Origin of the sequence: Pantoea endophytica (assembly GCF_002858935.1) — a bacterium.
GTDB classification, from domain to species: Bacteria; Pseudomonadota; Gammaproteobacteria; order Enterobacterales; family Enterobacteriaceae; genus Pantoea; species Pantoea leporis.
Genome location: NZ_PJRT01000033.1, coordinates 136,605 through 157,082 on the forward strand (window position 1 = coordinate 136,605; position 20,478 = coordinate 157,082).

Genomic DNA, 20,478 nt, shown 5'->3' on the forward strand with positions numbered 1-20,478 from the left:
TTATGGTTGAACAATGAACAAAAAAGCTTTTTACGAGGATTTGAATCGCGATGTCCGCGCTCTGTTGGCGGGTGAAACCTCGTTCCTGGCCGCGCTCGGCAATTGCAGTGCACTGCTTTTTGAACGTCTGGAAGGCGTGAACTGGGCTGGATTCTATTTACTGACGGAACCGAACACGCTGGTGCTGGGCCCGTTCCAGGGCAAAATCGCCTGCGTACGTATTCCGGTTGGCAAAGGCGTGTGTGGAACCGCGGTAGCCGAGGACAAAGTGCAATTGGTGGAAGACGTGCACGCGTTCCCTGGCCATATCGCGTGTGACGCCGCCAGTAATGCCGAAATCGTGATTCCTCTGAAAGTAAATGGCACCCTCGTGGGTGTTTTAGACATTGATAGTACGGTTTATTCTCGCTTCGATAGCGAGGACGAAGCGGGGCTGATGGCCCTTACCGACGGGCTTTGTGAAGTGCTGGCGGGCAGCGACATCGTAAAATTTATTCAGCTGACGCACAGCTAATCGACTGGATCACATAGCATTTGGCGATGTTGTCATTATAATGTCGCCTGTTCATGCCTGCTCTGGTCGGCAAATCCGTTGTAATCAGGAAATTTCATGGAAAATCAACCTAAGTTGAATAGCAGTAAAGAAGTCATCGCCTTTTTGGCGGAACGTTTTCCGCAATGCTTTAGCGCCGAAGGCGAGGCGCGTCCGCTCAAAATCGGCATTTTTCAAGATCTGGTCGAGCGTGTTCAAGGCGAACTGAGCCTGAGCAAGACGCAACTGCGTTCTGCCTTACGTCTTTATACCTCTAGCTGGCGTTATCTTTATGGCATCAAAGCGGGTGCCATTCGTGTCGATCTCGATGGCAACGCCTGTGGCGTGCTGGATGAGCAACACGTAGAACATGCGCGCAAGCAACTGGAAGAAGCGAAAGCCCGCGTTCAGGCGCAGCGCGATCAGCAGAAAGCGAAGAAGCGTGAAGCCGGTGAAGAGACCGCTGAACGTCGTCCGCGCAAGCCTGCTCCGCGTAAAGCTGCCGAAGGTGATGCAGCGCGTAAGCCACGTCCTCAGGCGCCGCGTGGGGCCGCGACTGAACGTGCAGCCGCACCGCAGCCACCGCGGGCCAAACCTGTCACTGATACCTCAACGTTGCAGCCCGGCCAGAACATCAAAGTGACTGCAGGCAAAGGTGCAATGGACGCTACCATTCTTGAAATTACTAAAGATGGCGTTCGGGTTCAGCTCGCTTCCGGCATGGCTATGATTGTGCGCGCAGAACATTTGCAGTTCTGAAACGGAGGCTGACCCTGGCATGAACAACATTTTAAAGATCGGTATGATCGCGGGCCTGCTTTTAGCAGGCCCCACCTTTGGTGCAGATAATATTACCCGCGCCGACCAGATCCCCCAGCTACACGAAGAGCCACAGCATCCCACCGTCAGCGAACGCGTTACCTCGCGTTTCACCCGCTCTCACTATCGTCAGTTCGATTTGAATCAGGACTTCTCCGCGAAAATTTTTGATCGCTACCTGAATTTACTCGACTACAGCCATAACGTGTTGCTGGCATCGGATATCGCGCAGTTCGCCGATAAGAAAACTACCGTGGGTGATGAGTTCCGCAGCGGTAAGCTGGATGTGTTTTACGATCTCTACAATCTGGCGCAGAAACGCCGCTTTGAGCGCTATCAATATGCGCTGAGCGTGCTGAATCGCCCAATGAATTTCACCGGCAATGACACCATTGACATTGACCGGGCAAAATCGCCATGGCCAAAGAGCGTCGATGAGCTCAACGCGCTGTGGGATGCCAAAGTTAAATATGACGAACTGAGCCTGAAACTGGCCGGTAAAGATGAGAAAGAGATCCGCGAAACGCTGACCAAGCGTTACAACTTTGCCATCCGTCGTCTGGCGCAAAGCAACAGTGAAGATGTGTTCCAGCTGGCGATGACCGCATTCGCGCATGAAATCGACCCGCACACCAACTATCTTTCGCCGCGCAATACCGAGCAATTCAACACCGAAATGAGCCTGTCGCTGGAAGGTATCGGCGCAGTGCTGCAGATGGATGACGATTACACGGTGATCAACTCGATGGTCGCAGGCGGTCCGGCGGCGAAGAGTAAAGCGATCAGCGTGGGCGACCGCATTGTCGGTGTCGCTCAGCCGGGCAAACCGATGGAAGATGTGATTGGCTGGCGTCTGGATGATGTGGTTTCAAAAATCAAAGGACCGAAAGGCAGCAAAGTACGCCTGGAAATCCTGCCTGCTGGCAAGGGCACCAAAACCCGCACCGTGACGCTGACGCGTGAAAAAATCCGTCTGGAAGATCGCGCGGTAAAAGGCACCGTGCATAACGTCGGCAAACAGAAAGTTGGCGTGCTCGACATTCCTGGCTTCTACGTTGGCCTGACTGACGATGTGAAGGTGCAGCTGCAGAAACTGCAGAAGCAAAACGTCGACAGCGTGGTGATCGATCTGCGTACCAACGGCGGTGGCGCGTTGACCGAAGCCGTTTCACTTTCGGGCCTGTTTATTCCAAGCGGTCCGGTGGTGCAGGTGCGTGATAACAATGGCCGCGTGCGTGAAGACAGCGATAACGACGGCATCGTCTATTACAAAGGTCCGCTGGTGGTGCTGGTCGATCGCTTCAGTGCTTCGGCTTCTGAGATCTTCGCTGCGGCGATGCAGGATTACGGCCGTGCGCTGATTGTCGGTGAGCCGACCTTCGGTAAAGGCACCGTGCAACAGTATCGTTCGCTGAACCGTATCTACGATCAGATGCTGCGTCCAGAGTGGCCAGCGCTGGGTTCTGTACAGTACACCATTCAGAAGTTCTACCGCATTAACGGTGGCAGCACGCAGCGTAAAGGCGTAACGCCAGATCTGCTGATGCCAACCGGCGTTGAAGCGGCAGAAACCGGCGAGAAGTTCGAGGACAACGCGCTGCCTTGGGACAGTGTGAATGCGGCAAGCTACACCAAAACCGGCGATATCGCGCCGCTGGTACCGCAGCTGACCAAAGAGCACGCCGATCGCATCGCTAAAGATCGCGAGTTCCAGTACATCATGAAAGATATTGCGCGTTTCGATGCGATGAAAGACAAGCGTAATATCGTGTCGCTCAATCTTGCCCAGCGTGAGAAAGAGAACCGCGAAGATGATGCACTGCGTCTGGAGCGCATTAACGCGCGCTATCAGGCGGAAGGTAAAGCGCCGCTGAAGAGCATCGAAGATCTGCCGAAAGACTATAAAGAGCCGGATCCGTATCTGGATGAAACGGTGAAAATCGCTAACGATATGGCGCAGCTGGAGAAATCTCAGCCTGCTGCCGCAACCGCGAAGTAACCGTCTGGCTTGTGAAATAGCACCGCTTCGGCGGTGCTTTTTTTTACGCTAAAATCGTTGTTAAGCGCCGCTGATGCAGCGATTTGCGCACTTCACTGCCTAATGTAAAGTTATGTCTTTTTAGACACTTAAAGATTAAGGTTGCTTGAAATGCGCGGCGATGACCATAGGATAGATATCCGCGCATATGCGCGTGCACAACTGAGGAAGATTAACGTTTATGATGCGTATTGCTCTTTTCCTGCTCACCAACCTGGCGGTGATGTTGGTATTCGGACTGATTTTGAGTCTGACAGGAATCCAGTCAAGCAGTGTTATGGGTCTGATGATTATGGCAGGTCTGTTTGGCTTCGGCGGTGCGTTTGTTTCACTGCTGATGTCTAAATGGATGGCGTTACGATCCGTTGGCGGTGAAGTCATTGAACAACCGCGTAATGAGACGGAGCGCTGGCTGATGGATACCGTCGGCCGCCAGGCACAACAGGCTGGCATTGCGATGCCGCAGGTGGCGATTTATCACGCGCCCGACATTAACGCCTTTGCGACAGGCGCGCGCCGTGACGCGTCGCTGGTCGCTGTTTCCACCGGTCTGTTGCAAAACATGAGCCGTGATGAAGCTGAAGCGGTGCTGGCGCACGAAATCGCCCATATCGCCAACGGTGACATGATCACCATGACGCTGATTCAGGGTGTGGTGAACACCTTTGTGATCTTCATCTCGCGCATTTTGGCGCAGATCGCTTCCGGCTTCCTGTCGGGTAACCGCGACGGTGAAGAGAGCAGCAACGGAAATCCGATGGTGTATTTCGCGGTCTCGATGGTGTTGGAACTGCTGTTTGGCTTCCTCGCCAGCATCATCACCATGTGGTTCTCACGTCACCGTGAATTCCACGCCGATGCGGGTTCTGCCAAACTGGTTGGACGCGAGAAGATGATTGCCGCACTGCAGCGTCTGAAAACCAGCTACGAGCCGCAGGAGCCAAGCAGCATGATGGCATTCTGCATCAACGGTAAAAATAAATCGTTGAGCGAGCTGTTCATGTCGCATCCGCCGCTCGATAAACGTATCGAAGCGCTGCGTAGCGGTGAATACCTGAAGTAGTCGTTAATAGACAGAAAAAAGGGCGCCAGATGGCGCCCTTGCTGTTTCTATGACTCAGCAGCCTGCCTCGACTGCGTCATGCGCGCCAGGCTCACTACGGCAGCGACGCTGGCAAAGCTACCCGCTAGCAGCAGTGAGGCGTGTGTACCGCTGTCGTTGAACAGATTAAACATTAGCGCCACTAGCGCCGCGCCGCTGCTTTGTCCCACCAGACGCGCGGTACCCAGCATTCCGCTGGCACCACCGCTGCGGTTACGCGGTGCTGCGGTGATGATGGTGTGATTGTTAGGCGACTGGAACAGGCCGAAACCGGCACCGCACAGCATCATGCGCCAGATGATATCAACGTCAGTTGGCTGCGTCGGTAAAAGCGCCAGCAGGAACAGACCGGCAGCGAACATCGCTAATCCCAATCCGCCTAATAATCCGGCATGGAACTTCTCGATCAGGCGACCTGCAATGGGTGCCATCACCATGGTTGCCAGCGGCCACGGCGTGAGCAGCAAGCCGGTTGCCACTTCATCCCGGCCCAGCACATTTTGCAGGAAGAACGGCAACGCCACCATCGCCAGCATCTGCGCGCAGAACGAGCAAATTGAGGTGCCGATCGACAGCGAAAAGATCGGAATGCGCAGCAAGTCCACCGGCAGCAATGGCACCGGCATCGCTAACTGGCGACGAACGAAAACAATGCCCACCAGCACCAATGCCACCAATTCGGCCACAATCAGCCAGCCGTTTTGCCCCTGCGAGAAACCGCTCAGTGCCGATATGAGCAGGCCAAAGAACAGCGCATTCATCACGGCGCTTGGCACGTCGAATTTCTGTTGTTTGGCTTTCTGGGTGTTATCTGGCAGGAAACGCAACGCCAGCCACAGCGCAACGATGCCGAGTGGAATGTTGATCAGGAACAGCCATTTCCAGCTGGCAACAGACAGGATCGCCGCCGCTACGGTTGGACCGGCCGCGCTGGAGACCGCAACAATCAGCGAATTGATTGCCATACCGCGCCCGAGGAAGCGCTGCGGATAGATGATGCGGATCAGCGCCGTGTTCACGCTCATCAATGCGGCACCACCAAAGCCTTGCAGCACACGCGCCAAGGTCAGCGTATTCAACGTTGAGGAGAGGGCGCAAAACAGTGAGGTAGCGATAAACAGCGCGAGTCCAACCTGATAGACGCGGCGGTAGCCGAGCATATCGCCGAGAAACGACAGCGACAGCAGCGAAATAACGATGGCGATTTGATAGGCGTTAACAATCCAGATCGATTCGGCTGGGCTGGCATTCAATTCACGCGCAATGGTTGGTAAGGCCACGTTGGCGATAGCTCCATCCAGCACTGCCATCATAATACCGAGCGCAATGGTGATGATCGCGCCATAGCGATGTGGAAAGGGTAATCCATCCTGGGCAACAGTAGAAGGCATAAGTAAAGTAAGTAAAGAGAGTGAATATCATCATGCTAATCAATTCGCTGCCGAAAAGCACCGCATTCATTGACATAAAATTACGTGTGGATGTGTCACTTAGCGTCAGTCGTTGCCGCCATCAGGCTGAAACGCATATACTGGCGCTTCTGTTCCGTTTTTTTTGAAACACTGTCAAAAAGGATACGCGCCATGGCGAGCAGTGATAATGATAAACAGCCAGACTCGGTTTCATCAGTGATGAAAGTGTTTGGCATTCTGCAGGCGCTGGGCGAAGAGCGCGATCACGGCATCACCGAATTGTCCCAACGCGTGATGATGTCAAAAAGTACCGTTTATCGCTTTTTACAGACCATGAAATCGCTTGGCTATGTGGCGCAGGAAGGAGAAAGTGAGAAATACTCGCTGACGCTCAAGCTGTTCGAACTCGGCGCCAAAGCGTTGCAGAACGTTGATCTGATTCGTAGCGCCGATATTGAGATGCGTGAGCTGTCGCGTCTGACTAAAGAAACCATTCACCTCGGCGCGCTGGAAGAAGACAGCATCGTCTACATCCATAAAATCGATTCTCTTTATAACCTACGTATGTATTCACGCATCGGCCGCCGCAATCCATTGCACACCACCGCGATTGGTAAAGTGCTGCTGGCATGGCGCGATCGCGCTGAAGTGCAGGAGATCCTCAGCGAAGTGGAATTCCGCCGCAGTACCGCGAAAACCATTGTCACTGCAGAAGCGTTGCTAGCGGTGTTGGATCAGGTAAAAGTACAGGGATTTGGCGAAGATAATGAAGAGCAGGAAGAGGGCTTACGTTGCATCGCGGTGCCGGTATTTGACCGTTTTGGCGTGGTGATTGCGGGGCTAAGCATCTCGTTCCCCACCATTCGTTTTTCCGAAGAAGCCAAAAATGAATATGTGGCGATGCTGCATCGTGCGGCGCGCAATCTGTCTGAACAAATGGGCTACCACAACTATCCTTTCTGAAATGAAAAACGGGCTGTTGCCAGCCCGTTTCAACGCTTAATTGTCGACCACTTCGCCACTTTTCTTCAGCAGTGGACAATCCGTTACGCCAACGATACCGCTGTCTGTGTGCAGATACTGTGCCGTAATCATACCGCGTGCGGTCAGATAGCTGCATTGCAGCCCAAGTCCCGCCGCATTCTTATTGCTGCCGGTGAGTACGCCATAGCCGGTCAGCAGCATCGCTAACCAAATTAATGCCACCAGCATAATCGTCCGAATAAGTAGTTTCATCTTATCTCCTTGTGATACACAACGCAGCGCATCCAACGTTGCTGCGAATCTACTGTAGCAGCATGCCGCGCTTTAGCCATCTAATCGATCAGAGATAACTGAAAGAGAGGGCAGGCGGGATAATCTGCTTTCCGTCGCTACCCATTATCTTTTGCGTCGGCAGCGAGTAGAATCAGCGGCGGAGTAGATGTTTGATTTTTGACTATAGAGGCAGTTATGAACGAATTAGCCGCAAACACCAGCCCGCTATTTAACTATGGCGTTCTGGCCATCATCATTCTTGTGGCCTTTATTGTCTGGTTCTTTGTCAACCGGGCTAGCGTGCGCGCCAGTGAGCAGATCCGTTTGCTGGAAGCCGTTATCGAAGAGCAAAAGAAACAGAATGCGCTCCTGCGCCGTCTGGTTGACGCACAGCCATCCACAGCAAAACCACCAGCGGATGAAGACGCGGATGAAAAACGCGATTTTATTCGGATGATCCCGGAACGTTAAGCCGTTAAAAGGGGTGAAATAATCGCCATTATGGCAACCGCTGCGCACTGAAATGGTGCGTGGCGGGATAATGACTTTTAGTAAATTCCCTTCTAAGCCAGGTATGAATAGCAACAATCCCTGCCCGAATGAATATCAACTAAGATTTATCCTAAGGAGTTTTTGTTAAATCAAGCTCTTCAATGTTCTTTTTAACATTTAATTGTTGGGTAGATAGTTAAAATTGAGATAAATGCCACCTAATGTTAATGCGTTTATATGGGGCGCATATTATTGGTTTCTCCTGATTTTGGTGCAAAGCAATTAATAACTTATACCTGAGAAAACTATTTGTACAAGATTTGAACGGCGCGCAGTTGTTGTGTGGCGAGCGAAATTTCAGTGGAATATCTTATTGATGCCATATTAGTGCAATATTTTTGTCGTACTGTTAACCCTAAAATTGTACCAATATAGACATTACCGCTGCGCTTGACTAAGCGGCAATCAAGCGCTAACTATACTGACTGATAACCTTTTTTTGCGCACCTTCCGCGCTGGGTGTCAATATGTTGATTGATGAAGTGCCGCGCCAATTAACTAATTATGTGCGTCACGTCGATCACCGTTTAAAAATGGCTTGCCATTAATTTACGGATATGTGATAACAAATCGTAGGTCAAACGAGGTACAGTTCTGTTTATGTATGGCATCTTCAGTAAAGAAGTTACGAGTAAAGACGTTGACGTTGAATACCGCTTCCTTGCCGAACCTTAAATTAGTGCCTCATTCAGTAATGTCTCTGGTTTATCTGTAAGTCTGCCTGCGGGCAATATAATCATTGAAAGGAAATTTGCGAAATGGCAAAGATTAAAGGTCAGGTTAAGTGGTTCAACGAGTCTAAAGGTTTTGGTTTTATTACTCCTGCTGATGGTAGCAAAGATGTATTCGTACACTTCTCTGCAATCCAGGGCAATGGTTTTAAAACTCTGGCCGAAGGCCAAAGCGTTGAGTTCGAAATCCAGGATGGCCAGAAAGGTCCTGCTGCGGTCAACGTTACCCCAATCTGATTTCGCCCTCAGGCTCGGTGCCATGCACCACTGAAACGAATCCTAAAGCCCCGTTCACTGAACGGGGCTTTTTCTTTTATTCTTTCTGTAGCCAGATGATCAGGGTAAACTGCGCCGCGAATTGCTAACCCGGAGTTGTCTATGTCTTTGATTTGCCCACTTTGTCATCAGCCTTTATTGCAGCAGGCTAATAGCTTCCGCTGTGATGCAGGTCATCAGTTTGATCAGGCGAAAGAAGGGTACGTCAATTTACTGCCGGTGCAGCACAAAGGTTCGCGCGAACCGGGCGATAGCGCCGAGATGCTGCAGGCACGACGCGCCTTCCTCGATGCCGGACACTATCAGCCGTTGCGCGCGGCTGTCGCCGGGATCCTCGCGCAGCATCTGGGTGAGCAAGGTACACAGCTGTTAGATCTCGGATGCGGGGAAGGTTATTACACTGCGGCGATGGCCGATGCGTTACCGCAGGCGCAACTCTTTGGTCTGGATGTGGCGAAAGCAGCGATTCGCATGGCAGCTAAACGCTATCGTGCGGTGAAATTCTGCGTGGCGTCCAGCCAGCGTTTACCTTTTGCCGATGCTTCTCTGGATGGCGTGGTGCGCATCTATGCGCCCTGTAATGAAGATGAGCTGAGCCGCGCGATCAAAGCGGGGGGTTACCTGCTAACGGTTACGCCGGGACCGCATCACTTACAGCAATTCAAGGCGCTGATTTATCGCGAAGTGCAGCTGCACGCGGCGGAAGAGAAGGTGTATGCCGGCTTCAGGCAGGTCGATCAACAAAACCTGAATTACAGCATGACGTTGAGCGGAAGTGAGGCGGTGAGCTTATTGCAGATGACGCCATTTGCCTGGCGTGCACGTGAAGAAGTGTGGCAGAACCTGGCGGCATCCAGCGAGTTTAACTGTGATGCCGACTTTGTGCTGACGTTATGGCAGCGCGATTAACGCGCTTCCACCAGCGTATTGTAGATCCGTTCCAGGTCATCAAGCTGTTTGACTGCAATCAGCAGGCGGCGCTGCTCCAGTTGCATCACCAGAATGCCATCCTCTGACAGATTCATACTCTGAATGCGACCGTAGTCGATCCACACGCTGCCAAAAAACAGTCCATTTTCCTTCATCAACAGCTTCGGGCTGCGCACCCAGAATAACCAAATCGCCATAAAGCACAGCACCATCAGCAAATTGGTGGTGAGTTGTGTGCCATGTTTATCAATGTTGTTCCACAGCAGAATCAGCAGCAGCACCACGAAAATGGCGCTATCGATTTTATGGCGACGGCGCAGTGCGACGCGCAGTTTTGTAGGGCCATTGCGGCGCGGCAGGATCGCTTCATCATAAATGGCGAACAGAACGAAGCCTGCAATCAGCAGGGCGATCAGGGCGTCAGTCAGTGACATAAGATGTTCTTCCTCAAGCGAAATTATCTCAACGTGGGCGCTCAGATAATGCCGCTCAATAATAGCCGGGAGCAGGGCTCCCGGCGGGGTGATTACAGACCGAGCAGGCCGATCCAGTAACCGAAGATACCGAGGGCGAAGAAGCCGACGATAATCCACAACGCATTCACCTTACGACGCAGCAGCCACATACAGCCAAAGGTTAGCAGCAGTGGAATCAGGCCTGGCATCAGCTGATCGAGGATAGATTGCACCGTAGTAACCGTGGTTTTACCGGTCTGGTCGGTGATGCGTGACACCACCAGCGGCACATTCACATGCGTCCACTTGTTAACCAAGGCCCCCATGACAAAGAGGCCGAGAATCGACGCGCCCTCCGTCAGTTTCTGCAGGAAACCGCCGCCCATATCGCTGACGATATCAACGCCTTTACGGTAGCCGTACGCCACACCGTAATAACGCGTCAACAGACGCACGGCGTTAAACAGGATGAAGAACAGCAATGGACCCAGCAGGCTACCGCTCATCGCGATACCGGCACCCAGCGCAGCAAACACCGGACGCACGGTACCCCAGAAGATCGGGTCACCCACACCCGCCAGCGGACCCATCAGACCCACTTTGATGCCGTTAATCGCCGCATCATCAATCGGCGCACCGTTGGCACGCTGCTCTTCCATCGCCATGGTGACGCCCAGCACCGGCGCCGCTACGTAAGGATGGGTGTTGAAGAACTCGAGGTGACGTTTAATCGCCTGTTTACGTTCGTCGTTATTTTCTGGATAGAGGCGACGAATCACCGGTACCATTGAGTAGCAAAAACCCAGCGCCTGCATACGTTCAAAGTTCCACGAACCCTGAAACAGGTTAGAGCGCAGGAACACACCGCGGACATCGCCGGGGGTGAGTTTCTTTGGAGTGTTAGTTGTATCAACCATGATTTCACCTGTTCCTAGTCGAGTTCGTTATCGAGGTCATTGTTTGCAGGACCGCTGGTTGCAGCACCTGCAACGCGGTTATATTTCGGTGCCAGCTGGATATACAGCACCGCCATCACCACGCCAATCACGCCAAGCGCAACCAGGTTAAAGTTGGTGAAGGCTGCAGTAACGAAGCCAAGGTAGAAGAACGGCATCAGGTAGCCCGCGCGCATCATGTTGATGACCATCGCGTAACCCACCACCACGATCATGCCGCCGGCGATGTTCAGGCCGTTGGTGACCACGTCTGGAATTGAGTTCAGCAGTTCCTGAACCACGTGAGTACCGACAGAAATCGCCACGATCAGTGCTGGGATGGCAATACGCATCGCCTGCAATACCAGCGCGGATACGTGGATCCAGCTGATCGCCGTCAGGTTGCCTTTCTCGGCTGCCTTATCGGCGGCATGCTGGAAGGCCACGGTGATGGTACGCACGATGATGGTCAGAACCTGACCGGCCGCAGCCAGCGGAATCGCCAGCGCGATACCGGCGCCCACGCTTTGACCACCGGCAATAACCAGAATGGTTGAGATAATCGAAGCCAGCGCCGCATCCGGTGCAACGGCCGCACCGATGTTCATCCAGCCCAGTGCAATCATCTCCAGCGTACCGCCGATGATGATACCGGTTTTCATATCACCGAGGACCGCACCAATTAAGGTACAAGCCACCAGCGGACGGTGGAACTGGAACTCATCAAGAATCGATCCCATCCCGGCAATACAGGCCACAATAAATATCAAAATGATTTGTAGCGTGGTTATCTCCATTGCATTTCTCCTCTGCAAGGTCTCTAAAATTCGCCCACGTATGCAGGCAAAGGGCGAACTACGGATTGACCTTGGCGATCAGGTCCATCATTTTCAGTCGCTGATCGCTGGACACTTTACGTACTTCCAGTTCGATACCGCGCTCATTAAGTTTGCGAAACGCCGTGATATCTTTTTCATCCACCGATACCGCGTTGTTCACCTGCGTTTTGCCCTGACGGAACGCCATGCCGCCAATATTGACCGACTTAATGTCCACGCCTTGCTCGACAATCCTCACCACATCGGTGGGATTGGTGAACAGCAGCATCACCTTGTCATTGCCATATTTCGGGTTGTTCCACACGCGAACCATCTTATCGACATCCACCACGTGCGCGGTAACGCCCGGCGGGGCCACCTGCGTCAGCAGCGTTTTGCGCACATGATCGTTCGCCACTTCATCAGACACCACGATGATGCGGGTAACGTTGGTCTCTTTGGTCCAGCGCGTGGCCACTTGGCCGTGAATCAAGCGGTCATCAATACGCGCCAGGCCGATTTTCATGTGATCGCCTGCAGCCATTGGTTTTTGCGGCTGAGCAGGCGCTTTCGCTGCAACCGGAGCAGGCGCAGCTGCGGCTTGCGCTGGCGTTTCAGTTTTGAGGGCTTTAACGCCTTCACGACCGGCCTCTACCGCGATGTGAATCAGTTCTTCCAGCGATGGGTTGTCATCACGTCCCATCAAGGTTTCCACCAGCATCGGGATGTTGACGCCAGCGATGACATCATAGCCATCCTTATCCACCACAATGCGGCTGGCCGCATTAAATGGACTGCCACCCCAGGTATCGACCAGGAACAACACGCCCTTTGACGTGTCGAGATCGGCCAGCCGCGCCTGATACTTTTCGATTAGCGTTTCTGCATTTTCGCCGGGAACGAAATCAATCCATCCGACATTTTCCTGCTCACCCAACAGCATCTCTGCTGTTTTAAGCAACTGTTCTGCCGCCCAGCCATGTGTACCAATTACAATAGCAATGGTCACTTGCTACCTCCGTTCGCGTGAGAGATTCTCTGGCATTGCCGGGAATCATTGAAAATTACCGTTAGTGTTTCAGGTGGATCGTTAATGATGTGATAGAGAAAAAGCATCAATAAATAAAACGCAACAATCCGCTGCACAGCGATAAGGTCGCGATTTATTTTAGTGATCGAAAAAATAAATTATGTGATGTTTGTCAGCTATTTCGCGCGTAACGGTGCTAATGTGCACTTTTGTTCGATATTCCTGCGTTAACGTAGATATTTGTAAATGTAATAAATTTTTTTGACGTCGTTGATGTAACTGATACATTAGCGTTCTGTTTTTTATTCAGGAGTACCGGGCTTCAGCTCACCTTTATGGACCGTCACCGACGTCGCTCAACATGTTCTCAGCGCTTTGTCGCGCCCGCTTCCACGCTCTTCAGCGTTATCACCGCCTGTAACGATCTCTCGTCTCGCCCTCTGGTGCAGACTCAATTTCGTGCGCCTTCACGTCCGGTAAGGAGTCATTGATGGAATTTCTCTTCGACCCCTCAATTTGGGCGGGTTTGCTCACGCTGATCGTGCTGGAAATTGTTCTCGGCATTGATAACCTGGTGTTTATCGCCATCCTCGCGGACAAATTGCCGCCGAAGCAGCGCGATAAAGCCCGTCTAATTGGTTTGTCGCTCGCCCTGGTGATGCGTCTTGGCTTGCTGTCGCTGATCTCCTGGATCGTGACGCTGACGCGGCCCCTATTCAGCGTAGGCGATTTCAGCTTTTCCGGACGAGATTTAATTCTGTTGTTTGGTGGTTTGTTCCTGTTATTCAAGGGAACCATGGAACTGCATGAGCGGCTCGAGAACCGCGGGCTCGAACATCAGGGCAATAAGAGCTACGCCAGTTTCTGGGCGGTGGTGATTCAGATTGTGGTGCTGGATGCGGTGTTCTCACTCGACGCGGTGATTACCGCGGTCGGTATGGTGAACCATCTGCCGGTGATGATGACCGCCGTGGTGATCGCCATGGGCGTCATGCTGCTGGCCTCGAAACCGCTGACGCGTTTTGTGAATGAACACCCAACGGTGGTGGTGCTGTGTCTGAGCTTCCTGCTGATGATTGGTTTGTCGCTGGTGGCCGAAGGTTTTGGTTTCCACATTCCCAAAGGTTACCTGTACGCCGCGATCGGCTTCTCGATCATCATCGAGCTGTTTAACCAGATTGCGCGCCGTAACTTTATTAAGCATCAGGAACATCGCCCGATGCGTGAACGCACCGCCGAAGCGATTCTGCGTTTGATGGGTGGACGCCAGCGTAAGCAAGCGACGACAACTGAAGAAACCTCATTGACCGAAGCGATGCCGCAGGAAGCGTTTAAGGACGAAGAGCGCTACATGATCAACGGCGTATTGACGTTATCGCAGCGTTCAATCCGTAGCATCATGACGCCGCGCGGTAACATTTCGTGGGTGGATGTTTCGCGTCCGCTGGATGAAATTCGTATTCAGCTGCTGGATACGCCACACAGCTTGTTCCCGGTATGTCGCGGTGAGCTGGATGAAATCATCGGCGTGGTGCGTGCCAAAGAGCTGCTGGTGGCGCTGGAACACGGCATGGATGTGGCGACCTTTGCGGCTAACACGCCGGCGATAGTGGTTCCGGAAACCCTGGACCCAATCAATCTGCTGGGCGTGCTGCGGCGTGCTAAAGGTAGCTTTGTAATTGTCACCAACGAATTTGGTGTGGTGCAGGGCTTAATCACGCCGCTGGACGTGCTGGAAGCGATTGCCGGTGAGTTCCCGGATGAAGACGAAACGCCAGACATCATTGCCGATGGTGACGGTTGGTTAGTGAAGGGCGGGACCGATTTACACTCGCTGCAACAGCTGCTGGATCATCACGAGTTGGTGAAAGCCGATGAAGATCACGCCTCGCTAGCCGGTTTGTTGATTGCACAGAAAGGCCAGTTGCCGCTGCCCGGCGAAGTGATTGATTTGCCGCCGCTGCACTTCCAGGTGATTGAGGCGACCGATTACCGTATCGACCTGGTGCGCGTCACCAAAGATAAGCCATTCGATCACGAAGAACACGCCGGGTAAGTCATCGGACTGAAGTAAACAATAACGGCCACGCCAAAAGGAGTGGCCGTTTTTTTATGCGCTTAGCTGCGCCTGATGCTGCTCCAGCCATTGCGGGAAATCCTCAATCGGCATCGGGCGCGCGTAGAAATAGCCTTGCAGATGGTCGACGCCGCGCTCACGTAGATAGTGTGCCTGCTCGGCAGTTTCCACACCTTCCGCCACCAGTGAAATATTCAGGCGCTGCGCCAGCGAGATCACCATATCGGTAACGGTCGCGTTAATCGCATCGGTGCCAATGGCGGCGGTGAAAATCTTGTCGATTTTAAGCACATCCGGTTGGAGGTCTTTCAGATAAGCCAGCGAACTGTGGCCGGTACCGAAATCATCAATCGCCAGACGCACACCAATTTCATGCAGTTGCGACACCACCGATTGATCGATGATGGGCAAAGCGTCACGCTCCGTCAGCTCAACCACCAGTTTTGGCATGGGATTGGCCGGCCACCAGATATTTTGCAGATCTTCCACAATGGCGCGATCGCGAAAATGGCTGGCGGCAACGTTAATCGCAATGTGGAACGACGGACATTGCGGCAGATTGGGCAGCTCAGCCACGACTTTCGTCAGCACGAAGCGGGTCAACGGCGCGATCAGGTTTTGCCGCTCGGCCAACGGAATAAACACGTCCGGCGCAATCCAGCCCTGACGCTGGTTATGCCAGCGCAGCAGCAGCTCCATGCCGTCACACTCGCCGCTTTTGGCGTTAATCAGCGGCTGGCAATAAACCATAAATTCGTTAGCGGTGATGCCATAACTGATCTGCCAACTGAGGCTCATGCGATTGGCGGTCGCCAGCCAGACGATGTACCCCATTAGCAGGCTGAGCATTAGCGCCAGCGGCAGCTGTGAAGGCAGCGTGTTAAGCGCCAGCCGGGCGGGAGAAGGGCCGTACAAGGTGATGCTAAACGGATAGCGCAGTGATGCCTGATCGTAAGCCACTTCATCTTCAGACGGTTCAGTTTGTTCAATCAGCGGATTACCGTATTCAAGGCTCTGACCACCCACGTTGAAAATGGCGCGCTCAACCCACGGCAACTGCGGCTCCAGCAGATAATTGGTCATCAATTCAATATTAATGACTTGCAGCAGACCTTCGCGATTATCCAGCGATTTTGGCGTCCACAGCAGCAGCACCGGCGATCCTTTCAACAGATCACTGTCCGTGGCCAACATCATGCGCTGATTATTGATAGCTAATTCAGGATAGGTTTGGCTGAAGGAGAGGTTTTGCGGGCCGAAAATGCTGGAGCAGTAGAGCGCGTCGTCCTTAACCAGCAGCACGGTGCGCACGGTTTGCAGCGCGGCAATTTTCTCAATCAGCGGATAACGCACTTGCGCACAAGGTACGCCAACCAGACCGAGTGTGTTGTTGGCGGAAACATCCAGCGGCGAGAACATACGATCAAAGCGTTCAATCGCGCGGGTGGCGAAATTCAGCGACTGCTGCTCAATGCGCGATTTCTCTTCGATATAACGAAAAGTTAGCGTCAGGACCAGAACCAGCGAGGCGATCACTAACGCAATAAGCAGTCGCTTACGGCGAAATTGACCCACAAATTGCTGGGGAATGAGCATCAGTAACCACCTTGCAAAACAAAGATTGAAGCCAAATTAACGTGTAGGTTATCGGCATTGAGGCGGCCAGGTTTAGCGCGGCTGAATAAAAAATACGGCACTAAAAAAAGCGCGGCCACAAAGGGCCGCGCTCGAAATCAATGTATCTGTTTTACTCAGTTGGAGGTAGCTACAGATGAATAAAAATAGCCAACTGTTGTTTAAATCACCAGCGAAGCGTTAATCGCACTGGACCTTTATCGCTAATCCGCCGCGAGAGGTTTCACGGTATTTAGCGTTCATGTCCTTACCGGTTTCGTACATGGTCTCAATCACTTTATCCAGCGACACGCGTGGTTCGCTGGTACGGCGCAGCGCCATGCGCGCGGAGTTAATGGCTTTTACGGAAGCGATGGCGTTACGCTCAATGCACGGCACCTGAACCTGGCCGGCGACTGGATCGCAGGTTAATCCCAGATTGTGTTCCATGCCGATTTCCGCCGCCACGCACACCTGTTCCGGGCTGCCGCCCAGCAGTTCCGCCAGACCGGCGGCTGCCATGGAACACGCCACGCCTACCTCGCCCTGACAGCCCACTTCGGCACCCGAGATTGAGGCGTTCATTTTATACAGCACGCCAATCGCACCAGATGAGAGGAAGTAGCGGATGAAGATATCGGGCGTAACGGGTTCGATAAAGTGATCGTAATAGGCCAGCACCGCTGGCACGATGCCGCAGGCACCGTTAGTAGGTGCCGTCACCACACGACCGCCGGCCGCGTTCTCTTCATTCACTGCCAGCGCAAACATATTCACCCAGTCGATCACATCCATCGGATCTTTCGAGTGCTTTGAGGATGACACCAGCAGACGGCGCAGTGAAGCCGCACGACGAGGTACGCGCAACGGACCCGGCAGCACGCCTTCGGTATTCAGACCACGATCGATACAGGCCTGCATGGTTTGCCACACGTTGCCAAAATAGGCGTAAATCTCGTCGCGAGTATGCAGCGCCAGTTCGTTTTTCATTACCAAACCGGACAGCGACAGCCCACTCTCCCGACAGTGGCTGAGCAGCTCTTTAGCAGAGTGGAAAGGCCACGGCACGGAAACTTCGTTCAACACCGGTTGGCCGAAATGCTCTTCATCGACGATGAAACCGCCGCCGATGGAGTAGTAGGTTTTACTCAGAATCAGCAGATCGCCCGCGAAGGCAAATACCGTCATGCCGTTTTCATGCAGCGACAGGTTTTCGCTGCGGAACACCATGCCGCCTTCACGCGGGAAATCCACTTCGCGCGCGCCGTTGGCTAACAGCAAGCGTTCGCGCTGCTCCACATCTTTGATGAACGCGGGAATGCCATCGATATCGACGGTGGCCGGTTCGAAGCCCGCCAGGCCCATGATAATCGCGATATCAGTGTGGTGACCTTTGCCCGTGAGCGACAGCGAACCATAGACGTCAACCGCCACGCGCGTCACGTCCTGCAATTTGCCTTGTTCGGCCAGCAGATCAACAAACTGCTTGCCCGCTTTCATCGGGCCGACGGTATGTGAACTGGATGGGCCGATGCCCACTTTAAACATGTCAAAAACACTAATCACCGGTGACACTCCTCACAAATCTTATTCTGCACGGCATAAGCCGTTTATGCGGCTAATAGTAATCGCCCATGCCGTATAACGAGCAGCTTTTCGCATGAAATAAACTAATTATAAACCCCAGAAATAGTTATCCGTTTGTACAGTTGTGAAGCGGATCGGTTTTCCCGGCGAAAGGCTAACGTTCAGCGCTGCGGATTGCCGGCCCAAAAGTGGCCCCGGCCTGCTCCGAAGCTTCAGTGTGTGCTGCTGAAAAGGGCACCTTTGCCAGAGCCCGCACCAGATCTAAAGCAAAAAGATATTTTAACTGGCAAGCATTAGGTGATTTACGGTAGGGCGATTTGTTGACCGAGCGCACGAATAATCCCTGCGGTCATGCCCCAGATAAAATAATCCTCGTACCAGGATAACCAAACCTGATGTTGGCGATGACCACGGCGCAAGGTGAGATCGCTGTAGCGGCTCAAACGCAATGCTTCCGACAGCGGCATGGCAAAGGCGCTTTCCACTTCGTCCGGATTGAGCTGCAAAGCAAAATCAGCCGGAATAATGCCCACTACCGGCGTCACAGCGAAACCGGTGCTGCTGGTCACCGGCGGCAGAACACCGATGATCTGCACCTGTTCCGGCTGAATTCCCACTTCTTCCTGCGCTTCACGCAGTGCGGTGTGGATCAGCGAGGTGTCAGTGGCATCCTGCATGCCGCCGGGAAAGGCGACTTGCCCGGCGTGTTTACGCAGGTGTGATGAGCGACGCGTGAGCAGCAAGCCAGGTTCTGCGCCGTCGATCACCGGCACCAGTACCGCCGCACGGCGTCCACTGATGGCACTTTTCGGCGCATGCAGCGGCGGTTGCAGGACAAAGCGGCTGAGGAACTGCTCAAGGGTTAAATTCATTTCAGGTCCCATCACGCAGGCTGGGCAAAATACGGTTCACCTTATGGAAGGTTTCCTGATATTCGGCATCAAGGTCGCTATCTGCCACTAATCCACCACCGGCGGCGCAGTAAAGCTGGTGGTTTTCCGCAATCAGCGTGCGAATGGTGATGCTGGTATCCATACGGCCACACAGGCTGATGTAGCCGATGCTGCCACACCACGCATTGCGGCGATGCGGCTCTAACTCTTCGATGATCTCCATCGCGCGGATCTTCGGTGCGCCGGTGATGGAACCACCGGGGAAGCAAGCACGCAGCAAATCGGTTGCGCTCAGCGTCTCAGGCAAACGTGCACGCACGGTGCTGACCAGATGATGTACCGCCGGGAAAGGTTCAACCACGAACAGTTCCGGTACGCTGACGCTGCCGGGCACGGCCACGCGGCCAATATCATTGCGCAGCAGATCGACAATCATCAGGTTCTCCGCGCGATCTTTCTGCGAGTTGGCGAGCTTCTCTGCCTGCAAACGGTCGGCCTCGGCATCAGCAAGACGCGGCAAAGTGCCTTTAATCGGACGCGTTTCAATCTCCTGCTGCTGTAAAGCGAGGAAGCGCTCTGGCGATAAACTCAGCAGCACGCTGTCCGGCAAACGCAGGAAGGCGCTAAACGGCGCGCGATTCGCCTGCGTCAGACGCAAAAATGCCTGCCACTCATCACCGCGATAGCCCGCCTGAAAACGTTGTGCCAGATTCACCTGATAGCAATCACCGGCTTGAATATAGGCCTGCACCGCGTGGAAGCGCTGCGCATACTGGTCATAACTGAGGTTGGATTGCCACTCGCTGGTCAAGGCGAAAGGCTCGGCAGGCGGCGCGGTTTGTGCCTGCAGCCAGTTCCAGCGCTGCCTGGCATCGCTGAGCGAAACCAGCGTCAGTTTTTGCAGATGGTGATCGGCGATCAGCGCCCAGTCATAAATGCCTACCGCCATATCCGGCGTGGTGAGATCCTGCAGCGCGCGCTGCGGCAGGTTTTCAAAGCGTCGTCCTAAATCGTAACCGAACAGACCGAGGGCGCCGCCCTGAAACGGTAATCCGGCATCAAAAGCCGGCGTGACACCTAGCGCGGCACATTGCTGTTGCACCAGCAGCAGCGGATCGGCGGCGGAGTGAATGACGTCATCACCGCAGATAATTTCGGTGCTGGCACCGCGTGTAGTCAGCGTCGCGCGCGGATCGGCGGTGAGGATATCAAAGCGATTATCCGCATGATCGGCCTGGCCGGAGGTCAGCAACATCGCCCAGCGTTGGTGGGCTAGCGGAGCAAAAAGGTGTAACAGCGTTTCGGGCGTATACTTCAGAACGAGGCTTTTTACCATCATGGGACAAATCACTTCAGCAAGCAGGTCGCTAGCCTGACATATTTTTTTGTTGCTGGCACCCGTTTGTTCCACGTGGTAATA

20 protein-coding genes are annotated in these 20,478 nt (G+C 53.5%); 10 read left to right on the forward strand and 10 right to left on the reverse strand.

Annotated features, from left to right (window positions below; genetic code table 11):
• Positions 1–13: 13 nt before the first annotated feature.
• From PZBJ_RS21370 to htpX, 4 genes are all read left to right on the forward strand, one after another.
• A complete protein-coding gene (locus PZBJ_RS21370; protein WP_101764180.1) occupies positions 14–514 on the forward strand; it encodes a GAF domain-containing protein in 501 nt (166 codons plus the stop codon).
• A 96-nt stretch (positions 515–610) separates the two neighbouring features.
• Positions 611–1,291, forward strand: a complete 681-nt coding sequence (proQ, locus tag PZBJ_RS21375) for an RNA chaperone ProQ (protein WP_101764181.1) — start codon at positions 611–613, stop codon at positions 1,289–1,291.
• Positions 1,292–1,310: 19 nt separating this feature from the next.
• Positions 1,311–3,350 carry a carboxy terminal-processing peptidase gene (gene prc, locus PZBJ_RS21380; protein WP_101764182.1) on the forward strand — a complete coding sequence of 680 codons (2,040 nt, stop codon included), beginning with the start codon at positions 1,311–1,313 and terminating at the stop codon, positions 3,348–3,350.
• Between the two features lie 220 nt (positions 3,351–3,570).
• Entirely contained in the window at positions 3,571–4,452 is an 882-nt protein-coding gene (gene htpX, locus PZBJ_RS21385; protein WP_101764183.1) for a protease HtpX, read from the forward strand.
• Positions 4,453–4,499: 47 nt separating this feature from the next.
• Here the strand turns inward: htpX and PZBJ_RS21390 are convergent, their stop codons facing one another.
• The gene (locus PZBJ_RS21390) at positions 4,500–5,882 is read right to left on the reverse strand and encodes an MFS transporter (protein ID WP_101764184.1); all 1,383 of its coding nucleotides are present in this window, start codon (positions 5,880–5,882) and stop codon (positions 4,500–4,502) included.
• Between the two features lie 192 nt (positions 5,883–6,074).
• On the opposite strand from PZBJ_RS21390, the gene kdgR reads away from it, so the two are divergent.
• Positions 6,075–6,866, forward strand: a complete 792-nt coding sequence (gene kdgR, locus PZBJ_RS21395; protein WP_101764185.1) for a DNA-binding transcriptional regulator KdgR — start codon at positions 6,075–6,077, stop codon at positions 6,864–6,866.
• 36 nt (positions 6,867–6,902) lie between these two features.
• Here kdgR and PZBJ_RS21400 read toward each other — a convergent pair whose 3' ends face one another.
• Positions 6,903–7,139 carry a YobH family protein gene (locus PZBJ_RS21400; RefSeq protein ID WP_008110416.1) on the reverse strand — a complete coding sequence of 79 codons (237 nt, stop codon included), beginning with the start codon at positions 7,137–7,139 and terminating at the stop codon, positions 6,903–6,905.
• 216 nt (positions 7,140–7,355) lie between these two features.
• Between PZBJ_RS21400 and PZBJ_RS21405 the strand changes: the two genes are divergently transcribed.
• From PZBJ_RS21405 to rlmA, 4 genes are all read left to right on the forward strand, one after another.
• Positions 7,356–7,631 carry a YebO family protein gene (locus tag PZBJ_RS21405; RefSeq protein WP_008110415.1) on the forward strand — a complete coding sequence of 92 codons (276 nt, stop codon included), beginning with the start codon at positions 7,356–7,358 and terminating at the stop codon, positions 7,629–7,631.
• 681 nt (positions 7,632–8,312) lie between these two features.
• Positions 8,313–8,387 carry a DUF2627 domain-containing protein gene (locus PZBJ_RS24080; protein ID WP_110866451.1) on the forward strand — a complete coding sequence of 25 codons (75 nt, stop codon included), beginning with the start codon at positions 8,313–8,315 and terminating at the stop codon, positions 8,385–8,387.
• 83 nt (positions 8,388–8,470) lie between these two features.
• Positions 8,471–8,680, forward strand: coding sequence for a transcription antiterminator/RNA stability regulator CspE (gene cspE / locus PZBJ_RS21410; protein ID WP_008110414.1), 210 nt, complete (start codon positions 8,471–8,473; stop codon positions 8,678–8,680).
• A 141-nt stretch (positions 8,681–8,821) separates the two neighbouring features.
• Entirely contained in the window at positions 8,822–9,628 is an 807-nt protein-coding gene (gene rlmA, locus PZBJ_RS21415; protein ID WP_101764186.1) for a 23S rRNA (guanine(745)-N(1))-methyltransferase, read from the forward strand.
• On the opposite strand, the gene PZBJ_RS21420 is transcribed toward rlmA, so the two are convergent.
• From PZBJ_RS21420 to manX, 4 genes are all read right to left on the reverse strand, one after another.
• A complete protein-coding gene (locus tag PZBJ_RS21420; RefSeq protein WP_101764187.1) occupies positions 9,625–10,083 on the reverse strand; it encodes a DUF986 family protein in 459 nt (152 codons plus the stop codon). The genes rlmA and PZBJ_RS21420 overlap by 4 nt on opposite strands.
• Positions 10,084–10,175: 92 nt before the next feature.
• Complete coding sequence (locus PZBJ_RS21425) at positions 10,176–11,021, reverse strand: PTS mannose transporter subunit IID (protein WP_008110411.1); 846 nt, start codon at positions 11,019–11,021, stop codon at positions 10,176–10,178.
• 14 nt (positions 11,022–11,035) lie between these two features.
• The gene (locus PZBJ_RS21430; protein ID WP_064738889.1) at positions 11,036–11,836 is read right to left on the reverse strand and encodes a PTS mannose/fructose/sorbose transporter subunit IIC; all 801 of its coding nucleotides are present in this window, start codon (positions 11,834–11,836) and stop codon (positions 11,036–11,038) included.
• Positions 11,837–11,894: 58 nt separating this feature from the next.
• Positions 11,895–12,866 carry a PTS mannose transporter subunit IIAB gene (gene manX / locus PZBJ_RS21435; protein WP_101764188.1) on the reverse strand — a complete coding sequence of 324 codons (972 nt, stop codon included), beginning with the start codon at positions 12,864–12,866 and terminating at the stop codon, positions 11,895–11,897.
• Between the two features lie 511 nt (positions 12,867–13,377).
• Between manX and PZBJ_RS21440 the strand changes: the two genes are divergently transcribed.
• Entirely contained in the window at positions 13,378–14,943 is a 1,566-nt protein-coding gene (locus tag PZBJ_RS21440) for a TerC family protein (protein ID WP_101764189.1), read from the forward strand.
• Positions 14,944–14,997: 54 nt separating this feature from the next.
• Here the strand turns inward: PZBJ_RS21440 and PZBJ_RS21445 are convergent, their stop codons facing one another.
• From PZBJ_RS21445 to pabB, 4 genes are all read right to left on the reverse strand, one after another.
• The gene (locus PZBJ_RS21445; protein WP_101764190.1) at positions 14,998–16,560 is read right to left on the reverse strand and encodes a cyclic di-3',5'-guanosine monophosphate phosphodiesterase PdeD; all 1,563 of its coding nucleotides are present in this window, start codon (positions 16,558–16,560) and stop codon (positions 14,998–15,000) included.
• Positions 16,561–16,779: 219 nt separating this feature from the next.
• Positions 16,780–18,144: an L-serine ammonia-lyase gene (locus tag PZBJ_RS21450; RefSeq protein ID WP_101764191.1), complete on the reverse strand. Its 1,365-nt coding sequence runs from the start codon at positions 18,142–18,144 to the stop codon at positions 16,780–16,782.
• A gap of 323 nt (positions 18,145–18,467) precedes the next feature.
• Complete coding sequence (locus PZBJ_RS21455; RefSeq protein WP_101764192.1) at positions 18,468–19,037, reverse strand: CoA pyrophosphatase; 570 nt, start codon at positions 19,035–19,037, stop codon at positions 18,468–18,470.
• Position 19,038: 1 nt separating this feature from the next.
• Positions 19,039–20,397: an aminodeoxychorismate synthase component 1 gene (pabB, locus tag PZBJ_RS21460; protein ID WP_101764193.1), complete on the reverse strand. Its 1,359-nt coding sequence runs from the start codon at positions 20,395–20,397 to the stop codon at positions 19,039–19,041.
• Between the last annotated feature and the right edge of the window lie 81 nt (positions 20,398–20,478).

Bases quoted from the DNA above. Each gene is read 5' to 3' on its own strand.
- PZBJ_RS21370 (WP_101764180.1), top strand. From the start codon at position 14: ATGAACAAAAAAGCTTTTTACGAGGATTTGAATCGCGATGTCCGCGCT.
- proQ (WP_101764181.1), top strand. From the start codon at position 611: ATGGAAAATCAACCTAAGTTGAATAGCAGTAAAGAAGTCATCGCCTTT.
- prc (WP_101764182.1), top strand. From the start codon at position 1,311: ATGAACAACATTTTAAAGATCGGTATGATCGCGGGCCTGCTTTTAGCA.
- htpX (WP_101764183.1), top strand. From the start codon at position 3,571: ATGATGCGTATTGCTCTTTTCCTGCTCACCAACCTGGCGGTGATGTTG.
- PZBJ_RS21390 (WP_101764184.1), bottom strand. From the start codon at position 5,882: ATGCCTTCTACTGTTGCCCAGGATGGATTACCCTTTCCACATCGCTAT.
- kdgR (WP_101764185.1), top strand. From the start codon at position 6,075: ATGGCGAGCAGTGATAATGATAAACAGCCAGACTCGGTTTCATCAGTG.
- PZBJ_RS21400 (WP_008110416.1), bottom strand. From the start codon at position 7,139: ATGAAACTACTTATTCGGACGATTATGCTGGTGGCATTAATTTGGTTA.
- PZBJ_RS21405 (WP_008110415.1), top strand. From the start codon at position 7,356: ATGAACGAATTAGCCGCAAACACCAGCCCGCTATTTAACTATGGCGTT.
- cspE (WP_008110414.1), top strand. From the start codon at position 8,471: ATGGCAAAGATTAAAGGTCAGGTTAAGTGGTTCAACGAGTCTAAAGGT.
- rlmA (WP_101764186.1), top strand. From the start codon at position 8,822: ATGTCTTTGATTTGCCCACTTTGTCATCAGCCTTTATTGCAGCAGGCT.
- PZBJ_RS21420 (WP_101764187.1), bottom strand. From the start codon at position 10,083: ATGTCACTGACTGACGCCCTGATCGCCCTGCTGATTGCAGGCTTCGTT.
- PZBJ_RS21425 (WP_008110411.1), bottom strand. From the start codon at position 11,021: ATGGTTGATACAACTAACACTCCAAAGAAACTCACCCCCGGCGATGTC.
- PZBJ_RS21430 (WP_064738889.1), bottom strand. From the start codon at position 11,836: ATGGAGATAACCACGCTACAAATCATTTTGATATTTATTGTGGCCTGT.
- PZBJ_RS21440 (WP_101764189.1), top strand. From the start codon at position 13,378: ATGGAATTTCTCTTCGACCCCTCAATTTGGGCGGGTTTGCTCACGCTG.
- PZBJ_RS21445 (WP_101764190.1), bottom strand. From the start codon at position 16,560: ATGCTCATTCCCCAGCAATTTGTGGGTCAATTTCGCCGTAAGCGACTG.
- PZBJ_RS21455 (WP_101764192.1), bottom strand. From the start codon at position 19,037: ATGAATTTAACCCTTGAGCAGTTCCTCAGCCGCTTTGTCCTGCAACCG.
- pabB (WP_101764193.1), bottom strand. From the start codon at position 20,397: ATGATGGTAAAAAGCCTCGTTCTGAAGTATACGCCCGAAACGCTGTTA.